This window comes from Catenuloplanes japonicus, from assembly GCF_000717135.1.
GTDB lineage: Bacteria > Actinomycetota > Actinomycetes > Mycobacteriales > Micromonosporaceae > Catenuloplanes > Catenuloplanes japonicus.
Map to the genome: position 1 here is coordinate 263,558 of NZ_JNXY01000015.1, position 18,033 is coordinate 281,590.

Below are 18,033 nucleotides of genomic sequence, written 5' to 3' on the forward strand. Positions count from 1 at the left end.
GGCGTCAGGCCATGCTGACGACGGTGCCCGTGTGGCGGGCGCGTTCCGCCGCCCAGACCACCCGGTGGCTCGCCAGGCTGGCGCCCGCGTCGGAGAGCAGCAGTGACGGGTCGTCGGTGGCGACCGCGGCCAGGAACGCGTCGGTCAGTGCGTGGTCGGCGTCCGTGTGGTCGGCGGAGATGCCGTCGGACGCGCCGATCTCGATGACCGAGTCCGCGCCGGTGCGGAAGTCGACGATGCGCAGCGTGGCGCCGTCGCCGTCGATGTAGCCGTGGGTGCCGAAGAAGCGGGTCTTGCGCTGCTCGAACGGGCTGAACGCGGTCATCGTGAACGAGCAGGTCACTCCGTCGGCGAACTCCATGCTGACCACCTGGTGGTCGACCGCGTCGTTGTCGCTGTCGTAGACGCACCGGCCGTACGGGCCCTCGCGCAGTGCGGTCAGCACCCCGGCCTCGGTGTGGTCGGCGGTGACGGCGGAGAGCGGCCAGAACTCGCGGTCCGGGTCGCCGAGGCAGCCGAGGTAGAGCTGTTTCGCCGAGTACGGGCAGGTGGGCTCGATCGGGCAGTCGAGGCAGCGCGCCGTGGCGCCGGCCGGCCGGGACTCGGGCCGGAAGTGGGAGAGCCGCCCGAACGAGTGGACGCGGGCGACCGGGCTGCCGATCAGGTAGAGCAGCCAGTCGATGTCGTGGCAGGCCTTGGCCAGCAGCATGGGGGAGGAGGTGCGGCTGTTGCTCCACTCGCCGCGCACGAACGAGTGGGCCTGGTGCCACCAGCCGACCGGCTCCAGGTGTTGCACGCTCATCAGCTGCCCGATCCGGCCGCCGTCGAGCAGCTCCTTCACGGTCTTCGTGTACTCGGTATACCGAAGAACATGACAGAGTGCAAAAATGACCTTATTTCGGGACACGGCGTCGGCGATCGCGATCGACTCGTCCTCGGTCGGTGCCATCGGCTTTTCCAGCATCAGGTGATAACCCAGGTCCGCGAGCGCGAGGGCGGGGCCGGTGTGCACCCGGTCCGGCGTGGCCACGATCGCGGCGTCCGCGAGCTTTCCGGCGGCGGCGAGCGACTCCCAGTCGTGGAAGAGCGCGGAGGGTTCGAGGCCGTACTCGGCCGCGAATCGCGAACGGCGTCCCTCGTCCGGCTCGGCCACGGCGACCACCCGCGCGGCACCGCCGGCGACCGCGCGACGCGCGTAGCCCTGACCTCGGAGCCCGGCGCCCACGACCACTAAGCTGACCTGATTCACGTTGTCTCACTTTCTATGGTCTCCACAATTAGTGGCGTGCGAGGCAGCCTTGTCAAGAGAGATCCAAGGAGGAGCCGGATGTCGGATGAGATCCTCGGCGGCGACCTGTCGCGGCTGCGGCAGCTCAACACGCAGACCGCGCTGCGCGTGCTGCGTGGCGCGGAGCCGATGACCCTCACCGAGCTGGCCAAACGCACCGGCCTGTCCCGCGCCTCGACCGAGGACGTGGTGGACGACCTGATCGCGCAGCGCCGGGTGGCCGAGGTGCCGCCGGTCGCGGGCGTGATGGGCCGCCCGGCGCGGCGCTACCGGTTCCGTGGCGACGCCGGCCACGCTCTGGGCGTGGACATCGGCGCGCACCGGGTCCGCGCGCTGGTCACGGACCTGGACGGCACCGTGCTCGGGCGCGCGCAGGCCGAGGTCCCGGACTCGGCCGGCCGGGAGAAGCGCCTGGCCGCGGCGGACGAGGTGGTGGACACCTGCCTGCGCGACAGCGGCGTGGACCCGGCCGATCTGTGGGGCGCGGGCGTGGCCAGCAGCGGCCTGGTGGACCCGACCGGCAAGGTGGTGCTCTCGGTCGCGATCCCGGAGTGGACCGGCCTCAACCTGGCGGAACATTTCGGTAAGAAGATCCAGGCACCGGTCCTGGTGGACAACGACAGCCGCCTGGCCGCGCTCGCGGAGCAGTGGCGGGGCGTCGCGCGGTATGCCAAGGACTTCATCTATCTGCTCGCCGGCCTGCGCACCGGCCTCGGCCTGGTGATCGACGGCAAGCTGCACCGCGGGTTCGCGGGCGCGGCCGGTGAGATGGGCGCGCTGCCCGCGGCCGGCTGGATCCGCGCGCAGGACCACCTGGCCACCTGGGAGGGCGAGGTCGGCGACCTGTTCGCGGCCGCGCGGGCCGGTGACCGGCGCGCGCTCGGGGCGGTGCGCCGCTACGTCAAGGACCTGTCCGTGGGCACGGCCGCGCTGGTCCTGGCGCTGGATCCGCAGATGGTGGTGCTGGGCGGCGGTTTCTCCCGGTCGGCGGACGTGCTGCTGGAGCCGTTGCGACGCGAGCTCGACAAGCAGTGCATCCGCACGCCGGAGGTCCGAGCATCTACACTCGGTGAGGAAAGTGTCGCTCTGGGTGCAGTGCGCCTGGCGCTGGACCATGCCGAGCGGGCGATGTTCGGGGAGGCCGCTCGTTTGAAGTCTTGACAAACTTTCTGTGGACACCATTAATAGTCCCAACCCTGACGGCTGACAGGGCCGGTGCGGAAGGACTATCCATGGCATGGATTGGACGACGGGCGGGTGCCCTGCTGGGTGTCGCTGCCCTGATGATGGCCACGGCGGCATGCGGCGGTGGCGATACCGGAAATGACGACCCGAACGCGAAGGTCACGCTGTCGTACGCGGTCTGGGACAAGAACCAGGTCCCCGCGATGCAGCAGCTCGCCACCGCGTTCACCGCGGAGAACCCGAACATCACGATCGACGTCCAGCTCACCCCGTGGGAGACGTACTGGACGAAGATGAAGGCGGCCGCGACCGGCGGCGCCGCGCCCGACGTCTTCTGGATGAACGGGCCGAACTACCAGCTCTACGCCACCAACGGCGTCCTCGCGCCGCTGGACGAGAAGATCGCCGCGGACAAGGTCGACCTCTCGTCGTACCCCCAGGCGCTTATTGATCTTTACACCGTCGAGGGCAAGCACTACGGCCTGCCGAAGGACTTCGACACCGTGGGGCTCTGGTACAACAAGGAGCTGTTCGACGCGGCGGGCGTCGGCTACCCGGACGCGACCTGGACGTGGGACACGTTCAAGCAGGCCGCGGCGAAGCTGACCGACAAGAGCAAGGGTCAGTACGCGATCGGCGCGAACCTCTCGTCGGCGCAGGAGTACCAGTACAACACGATCTTCCAGGCCGGCGGTTCGGTCATCTCCGCGGACGGCAAGAAGGCCGGCTACGCGGATCCGGCCACCATCGAGGGCCTGAAGTTCTGGACCGACCTGATCAAGGACGGCTACTCCCCGGACCTCAAGACCATGACGGACACGGTGCCGCTCAACCTCTTCGAGTCCGGCAAGACCGCGATGTACTACGGCGGCTCGTGGAACGTCGCGGAGTTCACCGCGAACGAGTACACCAAGACCCGCGTCGCCGCGGCGCCGCTGCCCAAGGGCGTCAAGTCCGCCACGGTCATTCACGGCCTGGTCAACGTGGTCTCGGCGAAGAGCGCGCACCCGGACGCGGCCTGGAAGTTCGTGAAGTTCCTCGGCGGCCGGACCGCGGCGGAGCAGCTCGGCAAGAGCGGCGTCATCCCGGCCTACAACGGCACCCAGGCCGGCTGGGCCGCCGCCCACCCGGAGCTCAACCTGCAGGCCGCGTTCCTGGACCAGGTCCCGAACGCGGTGGCCTACCCGATCTCCCGCAACACGGCCGCTTGGCAGGAGCTGGAGACCACCTACCTGACGCCCGCCTGGAACCAGCAGAAGGACGTCGCGGCCGCCGCCACGGAGCTGGCCAAGGCCATGGACGAAAGCCTCGCCAAGGAATGAGCGTCTCGTCGCAGGAAGCCGGCGCCGCGGTGAAAGCCGCGGCGCCGGCCCGCACAAGCAAGAGCAAGGGCCGACGGGCAGAAGCGGCCTGGGGGTACGCGCTGGTCGCGCCCACCGGCATCGGACTGCTCGTCTTCTACCTCTGGCCGGTGCTCCAGACCGCCTACCTGAGCTTCACCAAGACCGGGCCGTTCGGCGGCGCGGCCGAGTGGATCGGCCTGGAGAACTACCGCGAGATGTTCAGCGACCCCGAGGTCGGGACCGCGCTGCTCAACACGGTCGAATACACCGTCCTCGGCCTGGTCGGCGTGCCGATCGCGGTGGTCTTCGCCGCGCTGCTGAGCCGGCCCGGCCTGCGCGGCGTGGCGATCTACCGGACGTTCTTCTTCCTGCCGGTCGTCACCACGCCGGTCGCGGTCGCGATGATCTGGAAGTGGCTCTACAACGGCGACTTCGGCATCATCAACTACCTGCTGTCGCTGGTCGGCATCGAGGGACCGCACTGGATCGCGGACCCGGCGACCGCGCTCTACGCCATGGTCGTGGTCGGCATCTGGATGGGCCTCGGCTACAACCTGGTCATCTTCATCGCCGGCATCCAGTCCATCCCGAAGCACTACTACGAGGCCGCGTCGCTGGACGGCGCCGGACCGATCGCACAGTTCTTCCGGATCACGGTGCCGCTGCTCTCGCCGACCATCTTCTTCATCTCGGTCATCTCCGTGATCGGCTCGCTCCAGCTGTTCGACCTGGTCTACGTGCTGATGGGCGGATCGAGCCAGAGCTCGCGCGCGAACCCGGCGTTCCCCAGCACCGAGACGATCGTCTACCTGTTCTACGCCAAGGCCTTCCAGACCAACGACAAGGGGTACGGCGCCGCGATCGCCATGCTGCTGCTGGTCATCATCGTCGTCCTCACCGCGGTGCAGTTCCGCCTGCAGAAGAAGTGGGTCACCTATGCGTAGGTCACGCGTGCTGGTCCACGTCCTGCTGGCGCTCGGCGCGCTCGGCATGGTCGCGCCGTTCATCTGGCAGTTCCTGACCTCGCTCAAGACGCTGCACCACGCCACGCAGGTGCCGCCGACGCTGGCACCGGACTGGCGATGGCAGAACTACGCGCAGATTTTCGACCTGATCCCGTTCGGTCAGCAGTTCCTGAACACGGTGCTGATGACCGGCGCGCGGGCGATCGGCCAGGTGCTGTTCTGCTCGATGGCGGCGTACGCGTTCGCCCGGCTGCGTTTCCCCGGTCGTACCTTCATTTTCGGCATTTTCTTGTCCGTGTTGATGGTGCCGCCGCAGCTGTTCATCATCCCGCAGTACGAGATCATCGCGCGCCTCGGCTGGCTCAACAGCCTGCCCGCGCTGATCGTTCCCGGTCTGTTCAGCGCGTTCGGCACGTTCCTGCTGCGCCAGTTCTTCCTCGGGCTGCCGGTCGAGCTGGACGAGGCGGCCCGGCTGGACGGCGCGAACCCGCTGCGCATCTGGTGGTCCATCATGCTGCCGCTGGCCCGGCCCGGACTGGTCGCGCTCGGCATCCTCACCACCATCTGGTCCTGGAACGACTTCTTCTGGCCGCTGGTGGTCAACAACGACCCGGAGAAGATGACGCTCTCCGCGGGCCTGGCGTCGCTGCAGGGCCAGTTCATGACGGACTACCCGGTGCTGATGGCCGGGTCGCTGCTGGCGTCGCTGCCGGTCATCGCGGTCTTCGTGGTCATGCAGCGCCAGTTCGTGCAGGGCATCGCGTTCACCGGCACCAAGGGCTGAGCGCTTCCCGAGCCCGTGAGCGAGGCGTCATTCCTGTCGTTCCGGCGACGTGAATGACGCCTCGATCGTTGGAGGGGCCGCATAGCGGGCGTATGCCGGACGGATGCCGCGGACATGCGAGGCGTGTCAGCGCCGTGGCGAACCATCGAATCAGCGCCGGACCGGCGCTGACGACAGGGGACGCGACGGACGGAGGCAGCCATGGCACGCTCGCTGGCAGCACTGATCGCGGCCGGCGTCGCGCTCGGCGCGCTGACGGCCGGATGCGGATCCGGCGACTCCGGATCCGGTGAGCCCACGCCGGCGCTGACCGCGGCCGAGCAGGAAACGCTCCGGCAGGCCTCGGAGCGCCTGATCGCACAATGCATGCACGCGCACGGCTTCGCCTACGCCGAGCAGCCACCACCGGTCGAGGACCGGCAGTTCCGCTACGTGCTCGACGACGTCGGCTATGCCCGCGAGCACGGCTACGGCGCGTTGACCGGCCGCCGCGACGAGACCGCACACGACGTCAACGACGGCAATCTGGCCGCGCTGTCACCCGCCCGGCGCAAGGCCTGGCAGTACAGGCTGATGGGTGCCGGGAACCAGCTGACCGTCGACCTGCCGGACGCGGGCCGGCTGTCCGCACCGGACAACGGCTGCCGCGCCGAGTCGCACCGCACGCTCTTCGGCGACCTGCAGGGCTGGTACCGGGCGCGGCGCATCGTCGACCACGTCGACAACTACGTGGCCGGGCAGGTGACCCGCGCGCCCGAGTACGTCACCGCGCTGTCCGAGTGGGGCGCCTGCGTGCGGGCACACGGCTACGCCGCCTCCACACCGCAGGAACTGCGCGCGCTCGTCACCACCGAGCTTCCGGGCCCACCCGCGGCACCGGAGATCCACGCCGCCGAGACCGAGGCCGGCTGCGCCGTGACCACCGGGTTCACCGGGACGGTCGGCGCGCTCGACCAGCGGTACCGGCCCGACGCGGAGAGGAGGTTCACCACCGAGATCAACACCCTGCACCGGTACGAACGCACGGCACTTCCCACGGCCGGGCAGATCCTGGCCGAATCCTGAACCGAGAGAGGACATGCACATGAAGAAGGTCATCACCAGCCTGTTCGCCGGGCTGTCCCTGGTCGCGGCCGCACTCGTGATGTCGCCCAGCAGCGCCAGCGCCGGGCTGAACGACTGTGACCGGGGCGCGTTCTGCGCCTGGAGCAACGACGGCTTCTCCGGCACGATCCGCGAGTGGCAGGGCAGCTCCTCCAACTGGGGGAGCATGAACGACGACGCCGAGTCGGTGTTCAACAACGCGCTGTCCAGTTCGACCGTCCCGGACAACGTCAACGTCTACGACGACGTCGACTACCGGGGTTTCGACATCTGCGTGCTTCCGGGCGAGACCTACGACGCGGGCATGGACGACAACGACTACAGCTCCCACCTGTGGGTCCACTCCTGCTGATCGCGCCCGGTGCGACACGAGGGTGCACCTGACACGGCCTGAACCGCGCCGCCCGGCCTCCTGCGCCGGGCGGCGCGTCCGCGCGCACGATCGGAAATCCAACAAAACACCGATTTCCGGCCACCTGTAGCGATAGTCTGCTTTCGATGCCACCCCATGCCGTGCGCTACCGGATCCTGGGCGGCGTGGAGGTGTGGCTCGGCGACGAGGCGGCCCCGGTCGCACGCCCCCGCCACCGGGCCGTCCTCGGCTACCTGCTGCTCAACGCGGGCCGCGTGGTCACGGTCGAGGCGCTGGCCGAGGCGATGTGGGGCGGCGCCGAGCCCGCCACCGCCCGCTCGCAGCTGCAGGCCGACATCTCCGCGCTGCGCCGCGCCGGCCGCGGCCGCTTGGATCTGCAGAGCCGCAGCGGTGGTTACGTGCTGCGCGCCGGGCCGGACGAGCTCGACCACCTGCACTTCGGCGCGCTGACCGCCCGCGCCCGTGCGGCACCGGCCGCGGAACGGGTGCCGCTGCTACGGCAGGCGCTCGCGCTGTGGCGCGGCACCGCGCTGGCGGACGCGGCCGGCGCCTACGTCGGCGCGGCCCGGCGGCAGCTCGACGAGGAACGGCTCGTCGCCACGGAGAACCTGTTCGACGCGGAGCTGGAGCTGGGCCGGCATCGGGAGATCGTGCCGGAGCTGGTCCGGGCCGCCGCGGACGAGCCGACCCGGGAACGGCTGTGGATCGCGCTGATGCTGGCGCTGCACCGCTGCGGGCGCCGGGCGGACGCGCTGGCGGCCGCCCGTGAGCTGCGCGGCTTCCTCTCCGGCGAGCACGGCCTCACGCCGGGCCAGGCCTTCCTCGACGCGGAACGCGCGATCCTCCGCGACGACGCCGAGCCGCCGGTCGGGGACGACTCTGACGGTGATACCGCGGGCCGGCCCGAGGGAGACCTCGCCGTGCGGCCGGAGAAGGACGCCCAGGCCGAGGAGACCGTCGTGCCCGCGCTGCTGCCGCCCGACATCGTCGACTTCACCGGCCGCACCGACGAGATGGACCGCCTCGGCACCGTGCTCACCCCGGCCGGCACACCGCTCCCGGTCGTCACGATCACCGGCATGGGCGGCGTCGGCAAGAGCACCCTCGCGGTCCACGCCGCGCACCGCGCGCTCGCCGACTACCCCGGCGGCCAGCTCTACGCCAGCCTCCGCGGCACCGACGCGCACCCGGTCGAGCCCGGCGACGTGCTGGCCCGCTTCCTGCGCGCGCTCGGCGTGGACGAGCGCGCGATCCCGATCGACCTGACCGCGCGCGCGGACGCGTACCGGTCGAGGATGGCCGGCCGGCGCGTGCTGGTGGTGCTGGACGACGCCGCGGACGAGGCGCAGATCCGCCCGCTGCTGCCCGGCGACGGCTCGTCGACCGCGCTGGTGACCAGCCGTGCCGGCCTCGACGGCCTGGACGGCGCGCATCGCGTCCAGCTCGGTGTGTTCTCCGACGAGGAGGCGGTCGCACTGCTCGGCCGCGTCGTGGCGCCGCAGCGGGTCGCCCGCGAACCGGCCGAGAGCACCGCGATCCTACGCCTGGTCGGCCGGCTGCCGCTCGCCGTGCGCATCGCCGGCGCCCGGCTGCGGTCCCGTCCGACCTGGCCGATGTCCCGGCTGGCCACGGCGCTGCGCAACGAGCAGCGGCGCCTCGATCACCTGGTCGCCGGTGACCTGGCCGTGCGGACCTCGCTCGCGGCCAGCTACCGCGCGGTCGGCGAGCCGGGCCGCCGCCTCGCCCGCCGGCTCAGCCTGTTCACCGTGCCGGACCTGCCGTCCTGGCTGGCCGCGGCCGTCGCCGGCGTGCCGCTCCCCGCGGCCGAGGACCTGCTGGAACGCCTGGTGGACGCGCACCTGCTGCTCGACGCCGGCACCGACGCGGCCGGCGCGGCCCGCTACCGCTTCCACGACCTGGTCCGGCTCTACCTGCGCGAGCGTGCACAGCACGAAGAGCCGCACGGGGGTACGGAAGTGCTGCGCATCGGCTTCGGCGCCTACCTCGGCCTGGCCCGCCGGATGTCCGCACGCATACCCGGCCCCTGCTACGCGGCCGTCCACGGCACCTTCCCGCTGGTCACGGTGGCCGGGCTCGCCGACGCGGACCCGATCGACTGGTTCACGGCCGAGCGTGCCTCGCTGCTGGCCGTGGTCCGGCACGCGTGCGACACCGGCGAGGTCGAGGCCGCGTTCGACCTGGCCGGCTGCCTGGAGAAGTACTTCGACATCCGTGGCGTCTACATCGACTGGCGGGCCACCAACGACCGGGTCCGCGAGGTCTGCCGCGCCGCGGGCCACCGGCTCGGCGAGGCCGTCATGCTGCGCGGCCTGATCGAGCTCTCCACCTGGCACGAGGCGGACCACCCGGGCGCCGCGATGGACCGCATGCTGCGCGACGCCGACCTGCTCGCCGCGCTGTTCACCGAGGCCGGCCACGGGCCCGGCACCGCGGACGCGGCCGTGGACCAGGCCTGGGCGCTGACCGCGCGGGGCGACTACGCCGCGGCCGCCGACCGGGCGGCCGAGGCGCTGCGGCTGGCCGAGCGGCACGACCACCTCGGGGGACGCGCCCGCGCGCACGTGGCCCGCGCGGTCGTGCACGGTGAGTCGCTGGCGCTGGCCGAGGCGGAGCACCATCTCACGGTCGCGCTCGGCCTGGCCCGGGAGCTGGGCAACCAGCGCTACGTGGCGACCGTGCTGCAGTTCATCGGCGTGCTGCACACCCGGGCGGGCCGGCCGGGTCCGGCGATCGTGGCGCTGGACGAGTCGCTGCGGATCCTGCGCCGCTACCGGGACCGGTACGCCGAGGTGCTGACGCTGCTCACGCTGGCCCGCGCCCACCTGCCGGCCGCGGCCGCCCGCGGGTACGCCACCGAGGCGCTGACCACGGCCCGCGAGTACAACCTCCCGCACCACACCGCGGACGCGCTCGCCGTGCTCGGCGCCGTCGAACTGGCCGAGGGCAACCGGTCCCGCGCGATCGCCCACCTCGAGGCGTCGGTGCGGCTGTGGCGGGAACGCGGCTGGGACGCGTTCCTCGCGGACGCGCTGCGCACGCTCGGCGACGCCCAGGCCCCGGCGGATCCGGCCGCGGCCGCGCGTGCCCGGCAGGAGGCCCGGACCATCCACCGGCGGCTCGGTCACACCGCCGTGGTGGCCGAGCTGGACGCGTTGCTGCGCCAGGACGTCCCCTGCTGACACATGTCCGACGTGGACAACCGATCCCGGTGTCCAGCGCGTCTCTGCGTCAGGAATCAGAGGAGGCAACCATGCGCCGACTGTCCATCGCCCTCGCGGCGGGCGTCCTGACCGCACTCTCGCTGAGCGCGCCCGCCCAGGCCGTCCCGGTCCCGCCGGAACCGACGCTTCTGAAGACCGCCACCGCCACGCCGCCGCCCGGGTCCGGGTGGGTGCTGATACCGAGCCCGCCGTACGACGCCCCGGCCGGGGTGACCTGTGACTTCCCGGTCCACGGCGATCCGATCGAGGACGAGGTCTACTACAAGGTGCTGAGCCGGTACCCGGACGGGTCGGTGCACACCGAGGCCGGGACCGGCGCGCTGGTCTACCGGCTCTCCAACGTCGACACCGGCGCGACCATGATCGGCGACGCCAGCGCCAGCAGCATCATGATCCATCACAGTGACGGCGGGCTCACCTACGTCAACCACGGGCCGCTGCTGGTCGGCTTCCGTGAGGGCCGGGGCAACGTGCCGCGCGGCTTCTACGAGATCGACGGGCCCGCGTGGTCCATCCACATCTCGGCGGACAACTACCGCACCGTCTCCGGGGCCTATCGCATCGCGAAGAACATCTGCGAAACGCTGGGCTGACCTCCGTACCATCGCATGATCTTGATCTGGGGGTGTGTGGCCGGCGCCGGGTCGGGGGCCCGGCGCCGACCGGCACCTCAGGTCCAGCGGCGGATCAACGCGGCCTGACCGGCGGGGGTGCCGTCCGCACCACGCAGGTTCCAGATGGTGACGTCCTCGATCCAGAACGCGCGGCCGTCCTTGGTGACGCGCGGGCCGCGGTAGTTCTCCGCGAAACCCTTCAGGCGCACCGAGTCCATGAAGATCCGGCGTGACTCCTGGTCCTGCGTGCCCGCGGACAGCCGGGACGGCAGGCCGAGGAACTCGTCCCAGGTGTAGCCGAACAGCTGCTGCGCGGTCAGATTCGCGTAGGTGAACAGCGGGTCCGGCGCGGTGTCGTGCGCCAGCAGGCCGAACGGCGCCTCGTAGAGCCACTCGGCCGCCTCGAGGCCGCGCAGCCCGATCGGGACCAGCGGCTCGCCGACCAGCGCGTGGTAGCTGTCGGCGAGGACGTCGGCGAACTCGTTCACTGGACGAAGATGTCGACGGACGGCCGCATCCGCGCACAGATGCGCAGCACCTCGTGGATCGGGTGCTCCTCGAACGCCTTGACCGGTGTGAGGTCCGGGTCGGTCGCGGGGTACGCGGTCTGGGTCAGCAGGTAGTCGAACCGCGGCGCCCACTTGCGCGCGCCGAGCCGGGCCGTGGTCGAGCAGTTGTCCACCATGTACGACACGCCGCGCGCGTGCATGTACGGGTTGAGCGAGTCCGTGGCCTCGATGACCGACTCGTTCGCGATCTCCGAGTACGGGTGGCCCTTCTCGATCAGCGTGTCGATCTGCCCCATCATCACGCCGCAGAACGTGCCGGCCGTGAACGGGTCCAGCGGGATCGTGTCGTCGTCGCGGTCGCGGCGCGCCACCTCGCCCGCGCGCCACATGTCCGCCTGGTCGATCCGGCCCATCGGGAAGCGGGCGAGCCGCTCTCCGGCCAGGATGACGCTGCGGATCTCGTTGCCGGACGCGACCTCGTCGTAGATCTCGTGGGTCAGCTCCAGCCCGACCGGGTACGCCGCGGCGTACGCCCGCGCGAAGGTCTCCCGGTCCTGTCCTTCGAGCCGCCGGTAGAGGCCGATCAGGCCGTCCTTGGACACCGTGCGCGAGATCGGCCCGGTCACGCAGTCCACCGAGTGCCGGTAGGCCTCGGTCTCGTCGAGCCCCTGCGCGCGGAAGCGCCGGTAGAGGCTCTCCACGATGCCGTGCACGCCGCCGAGCAGGATCGACCGCTCGCCGGTGAGGTCGGACAGGTACTCCGAGCGCAGCGTGGTCTGGAACGTGTAGGGCGCCCCGATCCCGACCGCCCAGCCGAGCGCGCGGTCCACGGCGTGCCCGGTCGCGTCCTGCTCGACCGCGAAGCTGGCGTTGATGCCGGCGCCGTTCGTCTCCGCACCCTGCAGGTAGAGCGCGCGCACGGACGCGCCCATCCCCTTCGGGCAGACCGCGATCACGTCGATGCCGTCCGGGAACCGGCTGCCGCGCTGGTCGAGGTAGCCGAGCAGGAAGCCGTGCGACAGGCCGAGCGTGGTGCCGGGCCGCAGCGCCGCGAAGATCTGCTCGTGCAGCGCCGTCTGGGCCGCGTCCGAGATGAGCAGCAGCACCATGTCCGAGGCCGCGATGACGGCGAACATCTCGCCGAGCGTGCCGTCCTCCTCGGTGAAGCCGGCCGCGCGGGCCGCGTCGCGGGAGGCGGAGCCGTCGCGCAGGCCGACCACGACCGTGACGTTGCCGTCCAGTGAGTCGCGCAGGTTCTGGGCCTGGGCGGAGGCCTGCGGTCCCCAGCCGATCACCGCGACCTGGTTGACGCCGTCGAACGCGCGCGGGAGCCGCGCGAAGAGGTCACGGCCACCGCGCACGATCGCCTCACGGCCGCCGTGCAGGGCTATGTACTCCTTGTCGAAGACGCCGGTCTCGAAATCCATGCGGTCAGCTCCTTGCCGTCCGGCGCGCGGACGTTCCGGCGCGCCAACCCGATCTACGTGAGCGGGCCCCGGCGGTTTGGTGGTGTGAGCCGATGCACGCTTACTCTTGTGCCAACTGGTTTCTGATGCAAACCTATTGGCATGACTACTGATGCGGTTCCCGCCGGCCCCGACCCGCGCCGGCTCCTGGACGATGCCCGCGCGCTCGCCCGCCGGGTGCGCCTCGCCCAGCGCGTCACCTGGCTGCCGCTGCTGGTGCTCGGCCTGGTCACGCTCGGCGCGATCCCGGTCTACCGGCTCTTCCCGCCGATCCTCAGTGACTGCGCGGCCGACGGCACCTGCACGGTCTTCTACCGCGGCGCGCAGATCTACTGGTGGACCGCGCTACTGCTGGGCTACCTGGTGATCGCCGCCGGATACCTGCGCGTCGCCCGCTCGCGGGGCCTGGGCGCGCGCGTGCTGCCGTACGTGCTGACCGGCATCGCGCTCGTCCTGCTCTCCGCCGCCGCCACAGTGCTGGCGCTCGGCCTGGGCGAGCCGTCCGCCGCCCTCCACGTCGTGCTGCGCCTGCTCGACCCGCCCACCGTGATCGGGCTGGCGCTGCTCGCGCTCGCCTGGCTGGAGCGGCGCGCGACGCTGCTGGTCTTCGCGCTGGGCTATCTTGCGGTGGTGCTGACGCCGATCAACCTCGGGTGGGGCGCCGGCTGGGGCGACGAGTGGGGGATGGCGCCGCAGCTGGCCATCAACGGCGGGTTGCTGCTGCTGGGCAGCGGTTTCTTCGCGCTGCGGCGCTTCCGGTGAGCGACTCGCATCCGGTGACCGGGCTGGACGACGTGGTGCATCAGCGGGTCCGGCTCGGGATCCTCACCATCGCGCACGAGGGGCGTCGCGTCGAGTTCGGGTTCCTGCGCACGGAGCTGGATCTGTCCGCGGGCAACCTCTCCAAGCATCTGGGGGTGCTGGAGGCGGCGGGCCTGATCCTGACGGAGAAGGGCTATGAGGGGCGTCGCGGCCGGACCTGGATCACGCTGACCGCGGCGGGCAGCACGGCGCTGGCGGAGGAGATCGCCCGGTTGAAGCTGCTGATCACGCGGGTGGAGACGACCGGCCATTCCGGCGCTTGAGCGTGCCCGGGACGACCCCAGACCCGGCCCTGACGCTCATGCGTGGGGTGGCGTGCGCGTCTTGCGTCACGTGCTGTGCAGGGCGCCTCTCCCGTGATCGGGGCGTCCCTCATGTTGTTCTAGCGACATGAGGGACGCCTTGATCACGGAAGGGTGCCCGGAGCTGTGCGGGCGGGCGGGTTTTGGTGGAAGCCGGTGTGGCGCGGGAGTGGAAGGGAGGAGCGCCAGCGACGACCGGTGCCCGCGGGAGCGTGCGGACCGCGACCACCGCGAAGTGGGAAGATCTGCTTTCCGGGTTCGATCTATGTCCTTTGTGGACTGCGGTGAGGTGCCGGCGGCGCTATCCCATTGAAATACACCGTTAACCGGGCATTGATGAACGGCGTTGTAGCGTCTGCGGATCCGCTCTTGATCGAGTCAAGGGAACCCTGTGACGCTCTCAGTTTCACGCAGGTCGGTGCCGCTCATCGTCGCGGCCGTGACCGTGCTGGCGGCGACCCCGCCGGCGCCCGCCTACGCCCAGCCCGCCCAGCCCGCCCGGCCCGCCCGGCCTGCTCCGTCGGCTGCCGACATCGGTGCCACGCTCACGCTGATCACCGGTGATCGGGTCACCGTCCGGCCCGGCGCCACCACGGTGACCGGGCCGGACGGTGAATCCGTCGGCGCCCACATCACCTCGGCCGGCGGCGACACCTACGTCTATCCGGACAGCGCGCTGCCCTACCTGGGCGTGCTCGACCGCCGCCTGTTCAACGTCTCCCTGCTGCTGCGCGAAGGGTACGACGACCTTCCGCTCATCGTCAGTTATCGGGACGCGGCCACCGGGCGGCGGGCGGACACGCTGCCGGCCGGCGCCAGGGAGGTGCGCGCGCTGCCCAGCATCCGGGGTCGCGCGCTCAGCGCCGACACCGGCGAGATCTGGGCCGGACTGACCGGCGGCGCCCCGCAAGCACGGACACTGTCGCACAACATTGAGAAGGTCTGGCTGGACGGCACCGTGCACGCCGCGCTCGCGGACACCACCGCGCAGATCGGCGCGCCCGCGGTCTGGGCCGGCGGGAACACCGGCGAGGGCGTCGACGTCGCGGTGCTGGACACCGGCATCGACGCGGCCCACCCGGACCTGGCCGGGCAGATCGAGGCCGGTGTCAGCTTCGTCCCGGGCGAGGACGTCACCGACCGGCACGGCCACGGCACGCACGTGGCCTCCACCATCGCCGGCACCGGCGCGGCCTCCGGGGGACGCGAACGCGGCGTGGCGCCCGGCGCGGACCTGCAGATCGGCAAGGTGCTCGACAACGGCGGCGGCGGACAGGAATCCTGGATCATCGCCGGCATGGAGTGGGCCGCCCGCGACCGGCACGCCACGGTCATCAACCTCAGCCTCGGCGGCTCACCGACGGACGGCACCGACCCGATGAGCGCGGCCGTCAACGCGCTCAGCGCCGAGACCGGCGCGCTGTTCGTCATCGCAGCCGGCAACAGCGGGCCCTCCGAGACCACGGTCGGCACGCCCGGCGCGGCGGACGCGGCGCTCACGGTCGGCGCGGTCGACGGCCAGGACGCCATCGCGGACTTCTCCAGCCGCGGCCCGCGCCTGGTCGACCGCGCGCTCAAGCCGGAGATCACCGGCCCCGGCGTGGGCGTGCTCGCGGCCCGCTCGCAGTACTCGACCGAGGGCGAGGGCTACTACCGGTCGATGAACGGCACCTCGATGGCGACGCCGCACGTGGCCGGCGCGGCCGCGCTGCTCGCGGCCCAGCACACCGGGTGGACCGGCGCGCAGCTGAAGGACGCGCTGGTCAGCACCGCGAAGAACACGCCGGAGCTGGACCCCTATGCGGGTGGCAGCGGGCGGGTCGACATCGCGGCGACCACGGCCGCGACCGTGTTCGCGACCGCGACCGCGTACCTGGGCATCCACCCGCGCGACGACGAACCGACCGGCACGATCACGCGGGAGATCACCTACACGAACACGGGGACGGCTCCGGTCACGCTCGGGCTGACGCTGGACGCCCCGGACCTGTTGACGCTCTCCTCGCACACGGTCACCGTGCCCGCGGGCGGCACCGCGGCCGTCACGATCACGGCGGACCTGAGCAAGACCGCCGAGCAGGGGCTCAACACCGGACGGGTCGACGCGGCCGGTGCGGACGGGCGCGTGCTCGCGGACACGGTCGTCGGCGTCAGCACCGAGGACCAGCCACGCCACCTCGTCGTGAAGTCCACCGGCCGCGGCGGCGAACCGATGGCCGGCTCCGTGGTGCTGCTGCGCGAGGGCGACCCGGAGGACTTCTACTACTCCTACATCAGCGGCACCGGCGAGCTGGACATCCTGGTGCCGGAGGGCCGCTACTCACTGTGGATGTGGGGCGAGGTCGAGGGCACCCACGGCCCGAACTCGCGCGGCGTCGCGCTGCTGACCGCGCCCGAGGTGGTCGTGGACGCGAACACCACGGTCACGCTGGACGCGTCCCGTACCCGCGAGATCAAGGCGGTCACGCCGAGACCCAGTGCGGACGCGGAGATGCGCCTGGACTACCACCGCACGCTCGGCGACACGGCCTCGGTCACGGACTCCTACGTGGTCGCCCGCTACTACGACAGCATGTGGGTGACACCCGGGGCCACGACCGCATCCGGCGAGATGTCGGTGACCGCGCGCTGGCGCAAGACCGAGCCGATCCTGTCCCTCACCCACGACGGGAGACTGCTGGACGACCTCCACGTGCTGCCCGGATCCACGCTGCTCCCGGCCGGGGTGCGGCAGATGCCGGCCGTCTTCGCGGGCTCCGGCAGCGTGCCCGACCTCGCGAAGGCCGACGTCAAGGGCAAGATCGCGGTGGTACGCCGCGGCGACATCGACGCCCAGGTGGAGAACGTGGCGGCGGCCGGCGCGACGCTGATGCTGATCGTCAACGACGAGCCGGGACGCTACTTCGACGGCACCTACCGCACGCCGCTCGCCGTGGCCACGCTGACCAAGGACGCGGGGGACCGGCTCATCGCGCAGCTGACCGCCGGCAGCCCGGTGAGCCTGCTCGTCGACCCGCACCCGGTCACCGGCTACGTCTACGACCTGGTCCGGCACTGGAACGGCACGGTGCCCGGCACGGTCACCTACCGGCCGGCCGAGCGTGAACTGGCCCGCGTCGACGTGGACTTCCGCAAGGCGTCCGGTGAGGACGCCTGGGAGTTCCGCTACGACCTCAACCCGCACCTGCACACCGGCGTCGGCTTCGCGGCCCCGCTGGTCCGGTCCGACCGCTTCCGTACCGACTGGGTCACCGTGCAGGACGACGTGCGCTGGACGTCGGAGGCCAGCAACCGCTCGACGATCCAGCTCGGCGCCGGCACGTCCTACCGGGCCGGCACGACCGTGCGCGAGCAGTGGTTCGGCCCGATCCAGCGCCCGCGGATCACCGACGCGGTCATGCTCCCGTACCGGGCCGGAAACCGTCTCCGCGTGGAGATCCCCGGCTGGAGCGATTCCGGCGCCGACCATGCCGGCCTCGGCGTCACCGGCGTCGTCGACTGGAACACCACCGTCTACCAGGGCGGCAAGGTCGTCGACCAGACCCCCGGCGGCTACCTGAGCGGCGACGCCGAGCTGAGCCCACGCCGGCTGCCCTACAAGATGGTCGTGGTCACCGAACGGGACCCGTCCGTCTACCCCTACTCCGTCACCACCCGCACCGCCTGGGACTTCACGTCCGGGGAAGCGTCCGATGCCCGCCTGCCCCTGATCCAGCTCGACTACACGATCGACACCGACCTCGACCACCGGGCCGCCCGCGACGCCGCGCTGACCCTGACCCCGTCCCACCTGCCCGGCGGCCCGAGCGCGGCGTCCATCGTGTCCGCCTCGATCCAGCTCTCCTACGACGACGGCAAGACCTGGACCCACCAGCCGCTGCTCCGCACGCGCGACGGCTGGAGAACCCGGCTCAAGGCCCCGAAGTCCGCCCGGCAGGTGACGATCCGGGCGAGCGCCCGCGACACCTACGGCAACAGCGTGGACCAGACCGTCGACCGGGCCTTCGGCCTCCGATGATCCCCGGCCGGGCCGCGT

At 71.5% G+C, this 18,033-nt stretch carries 14 protein-coding genes; 11 read left to right on the top strand and 3 right to left on the bottom strand.

Annotated features, from left to right (window positions below):
* Positions 1 to 4: 4 nt before the first annotated feature.
* Positions 5 to 1,249, bottom strand: a complete 1,245-nt coding sequence (locus tag OP04_RS21865; RefSeq protein WP_033341593.1) for a Gfo/Idh/MocA family protein — start codon at positions 1,247 to 1,249, stop codon at positions 5 to 7.
* Positions 1,250 to 1,327: 78 nt separating this feature from the next.
* Between OP04_RS21865 and OP04_RS21870 the strand changes: the two genes are divergently transcribed.
* The 8 genes from OP04_RS21870 (at position 1,328) to OP04_RS21905 (ending at position 10,877) form a co-directional block, all read left to right on the top strand.
* A complete protein-coding gene (locus tag OP04_RS21870; RefSeq protein WP_033341594.1) occupies positions 1,328 to 2,449 on the top strand; it encodes an ROK family transcriptional regulator in 1,122 nt (373 codons plus the stop codon).
* Between the two features lie 71 nt (positions 2,450 to 2,520).
* Positions 2,521 to 3,795, top strand: a complete 1,275-nt coding sequence (locus OP04_RS21875; protein ID WP_033341595.1) for an ABC transporter substrate-binding protein — start codon at positions 2,521 to 2,523, stop codon at positions 3,793 to 3,795.
* Positions 3,792 to 4,760: a carbohydrate ABC transporter permease gene (locus OP04_RS21880; RefSeq protein WP_033341596.1), complete on the top strand. Its 969-nt coding sequence runs from the start codon at positions 3,792 to 3,794 to the stop codon at positions 4,758 to 4,760. The genes OP04_RS21875 and OP04_RS21880 overlap by 4 nt, the downstream gene beginning before the upstream one ends.
* The gene (locus OP04_RS21885; protein ID WP_033341597.1) at positions 4,753 to 5,565 is read left to right on the top strand and encodes a carbohydrate ABC transporter permease; all 813 of its coding nucleotides are present in this window, start codon (positions 4,753 to 4,755) and stop codon (positions 5,563 to 5,565) included. Before OP04_RS21880 ends, OP04_RS21885 begins: the two co-directional genes overlap by 8 nt.
* 201 nt (positions 5,566 to 5,766) lie before the next feature.
* Positions 5,767 to 6,630, top strand: coding sequence for a hypothetical protein (locus OP04_RS21890; RefSeq protein ID WP_033341598.1), 864 nt, complete (start codon positions 5,767 to 5,769; stop codon positions 6,628 to 6,630).
* Positions 6,631 to 6,649: 19 nt separating this feature from the next.
* Positions 6,650 to 7,021, top strand: a complete 372-nt coding sequence (locus OP04_RS21895; protein WP_198153928.1) for a peptidase inhibitor family I36 protein — start codon at positions 6,650 to 6,652, stop codon at positions 7,019 to 7,021.
* A 146-nt stretch (positions 7,022 to 7,167) separates the two neighbouring features.
* Positions 7,168 to 10,242, top strand: a complete 3,075-nt coding sequence (locus OP04_RS21900) for an AfsR/SARP family transcriptional regulator (protein ID WP_085066660.1) — start codon at positions 7,168 to 7,170, stop codon at positions 10,240 to 10,242.
* Between the two features lie 71 nt (positions 10,243 to 10,313).
* Complete coding sequence (locus OP04_RS21905; RefSeq protein ID WP_033341600.1) at positions 10,314 to 10,877, top strand: hypothetical protein; 564 nt, start codon at positions 10,314 to 10,316, stop codon at positions 10,875 to 10,877.
* A 77-nt stretch (positions 10,878 to 10,954) separates the two neighbouring features.
* Here OP04_RS21905 and OP04_RS21910 read toward each other — a convergent pair whose 3' ends face one another.
* Positions 10,955 to 11,386, bottom strand: coding sequence for an MEKHLA domain-containing protein (locus tag OP04_RS21910; RefSeq protein WP_033341601.1), 432 nt, complete (start codon positions 11,384 to 11,386; stop codon positions 10,955 to 10,957).
* Entirely contained in the window at positions 11,383 to 12,834 is a 1,452-nt protein-coding gene (locus tag OP04_RS21915; protein ID WP_033341602.1) for a ketol-acid reductoisomerase, read from the bottom strand. Before OP04_RS21915 ends, OP04_RS21910 begins: the two co-directional genes overlap by 4 nt.
* A 141-nt stretch (positions 12,835 to 12,975) precedes the next feature.
* Here OP04_RS21915 and OP04_RS21920 point away from each other — a divergent pair, with 141 nt between their 5' ends.
* The 3 genes from OP04_RS21920 to OP04_RS21930 all read left to right on the top strand — a co-directional run bounded on the left by OP04_RS21920 (position 12,976) and on the right by OP04_RS21930 (position 18,015).
* Entirely contained in the window at positions 12,976 to 13,635 is a 660-nt protein-coding gene (locus OP04_RS21920) for a hypothetical protein (protein WP_033341603.1), read from the top strand.
* A complete protein-coding gene (locus tag OP04_RS21925) occupies positions 13,632 to 13,958 on the top strand; it encodes a transcriptional regulator (protein WP_033341604.1) in 327 nt (108 codons plus the stop codon). Before OP04_RS21920 ends, OP04_RS21925 begins: the two co-directional genes overlap by 4 nt.
* 457 nt (positions 13,959 to 14,415) lie before the next feature.
* Entirely contained in the window at positions 14,416 to 18,015 is a 3,600-nt protein-coding gene (locus tag OP04_RS21930; protein WP_033341605.1) for a S8 family serine peptidase, read from the top strand.
* Positions 18,016 to 18,033: the final 18 nt, after the last annotated feature.

Excerpts from the sequence above, each read along its gene's own strand:
- OP04_RS21875 (WP_033341595.1), top strand. The coding sequence starts at position 2,521 with ATGGCATGGATTGGACGACGGGCGGGTGCCCTGCTGGGTGTCGCTGCC.
- OP04_RS21915 (WP_033341602.1), bottom strand. The coding sequence starts at position 12,834 with ATGGATTTCGAGACCGGCGTCTTCGACAAGGAGTACATAGCCCTGCAC.
- OP04_RS21880 (WP_033341596.1), top strand. The coding sequence starts at position 3,792 with ATGAGCGTCTCGTCGCAGGAAGCCGGCGCCGCGGTGAAAGCCGCGGCG.
- OP04_RS21920 (WP_033341603.1), top strand. The coding sequence starts at position 12,976 with ATGACTACTGATGCGGTTCCCGCCGGCCCCGACCCGCGCCGGCTCCTG.
- OP04_RS21890 (WP_033341598.1), top strand. The coding sequence starts at position 5,767 with ATGGCACGCTCGCTGGCAGCACTGATCGCGGCCGGCGTCGCGCTCGGC.
- OP04_RS21905 (WP_033341600.1), top strand. The coding sequence starts at position 10,314 with ATGCGCCGACTGTCCATCGCCCTCGCGGCGGGCGTCCTGACCGCACTC.
- OP04_RS21900 (WP_085066660.1), top strand. The coding sequence starts at position 7,168 with ATGCCACCCCATGCCGTGCGCTACCGGATCCTGGGCGGCGTGGAGGTG.
- OP04_RS21870 (WP_033341594.1), top strand. The coding sequence starts at position 1,328 with ATGTCGGATGAGATCCTCGGCGGCGACCTGTCGCGGCTGCGGCAGCTC.
- OP04_RS21895 (WP_198153928.1), top strand. The coding sequence starts at position 6,650 with ATGAAGAAGGTCATCACCAGCCTGTTCGCCGGGCTGTCCCTGGTCGCG.
- OP04_RS21885 (WP_033341597.1), top strand. The coding sequence starts at position 4,753 with ATGCGTAGGTCACGCGTGCTGGTCCACGTCCTGCTGGCGCTCGGCGCG.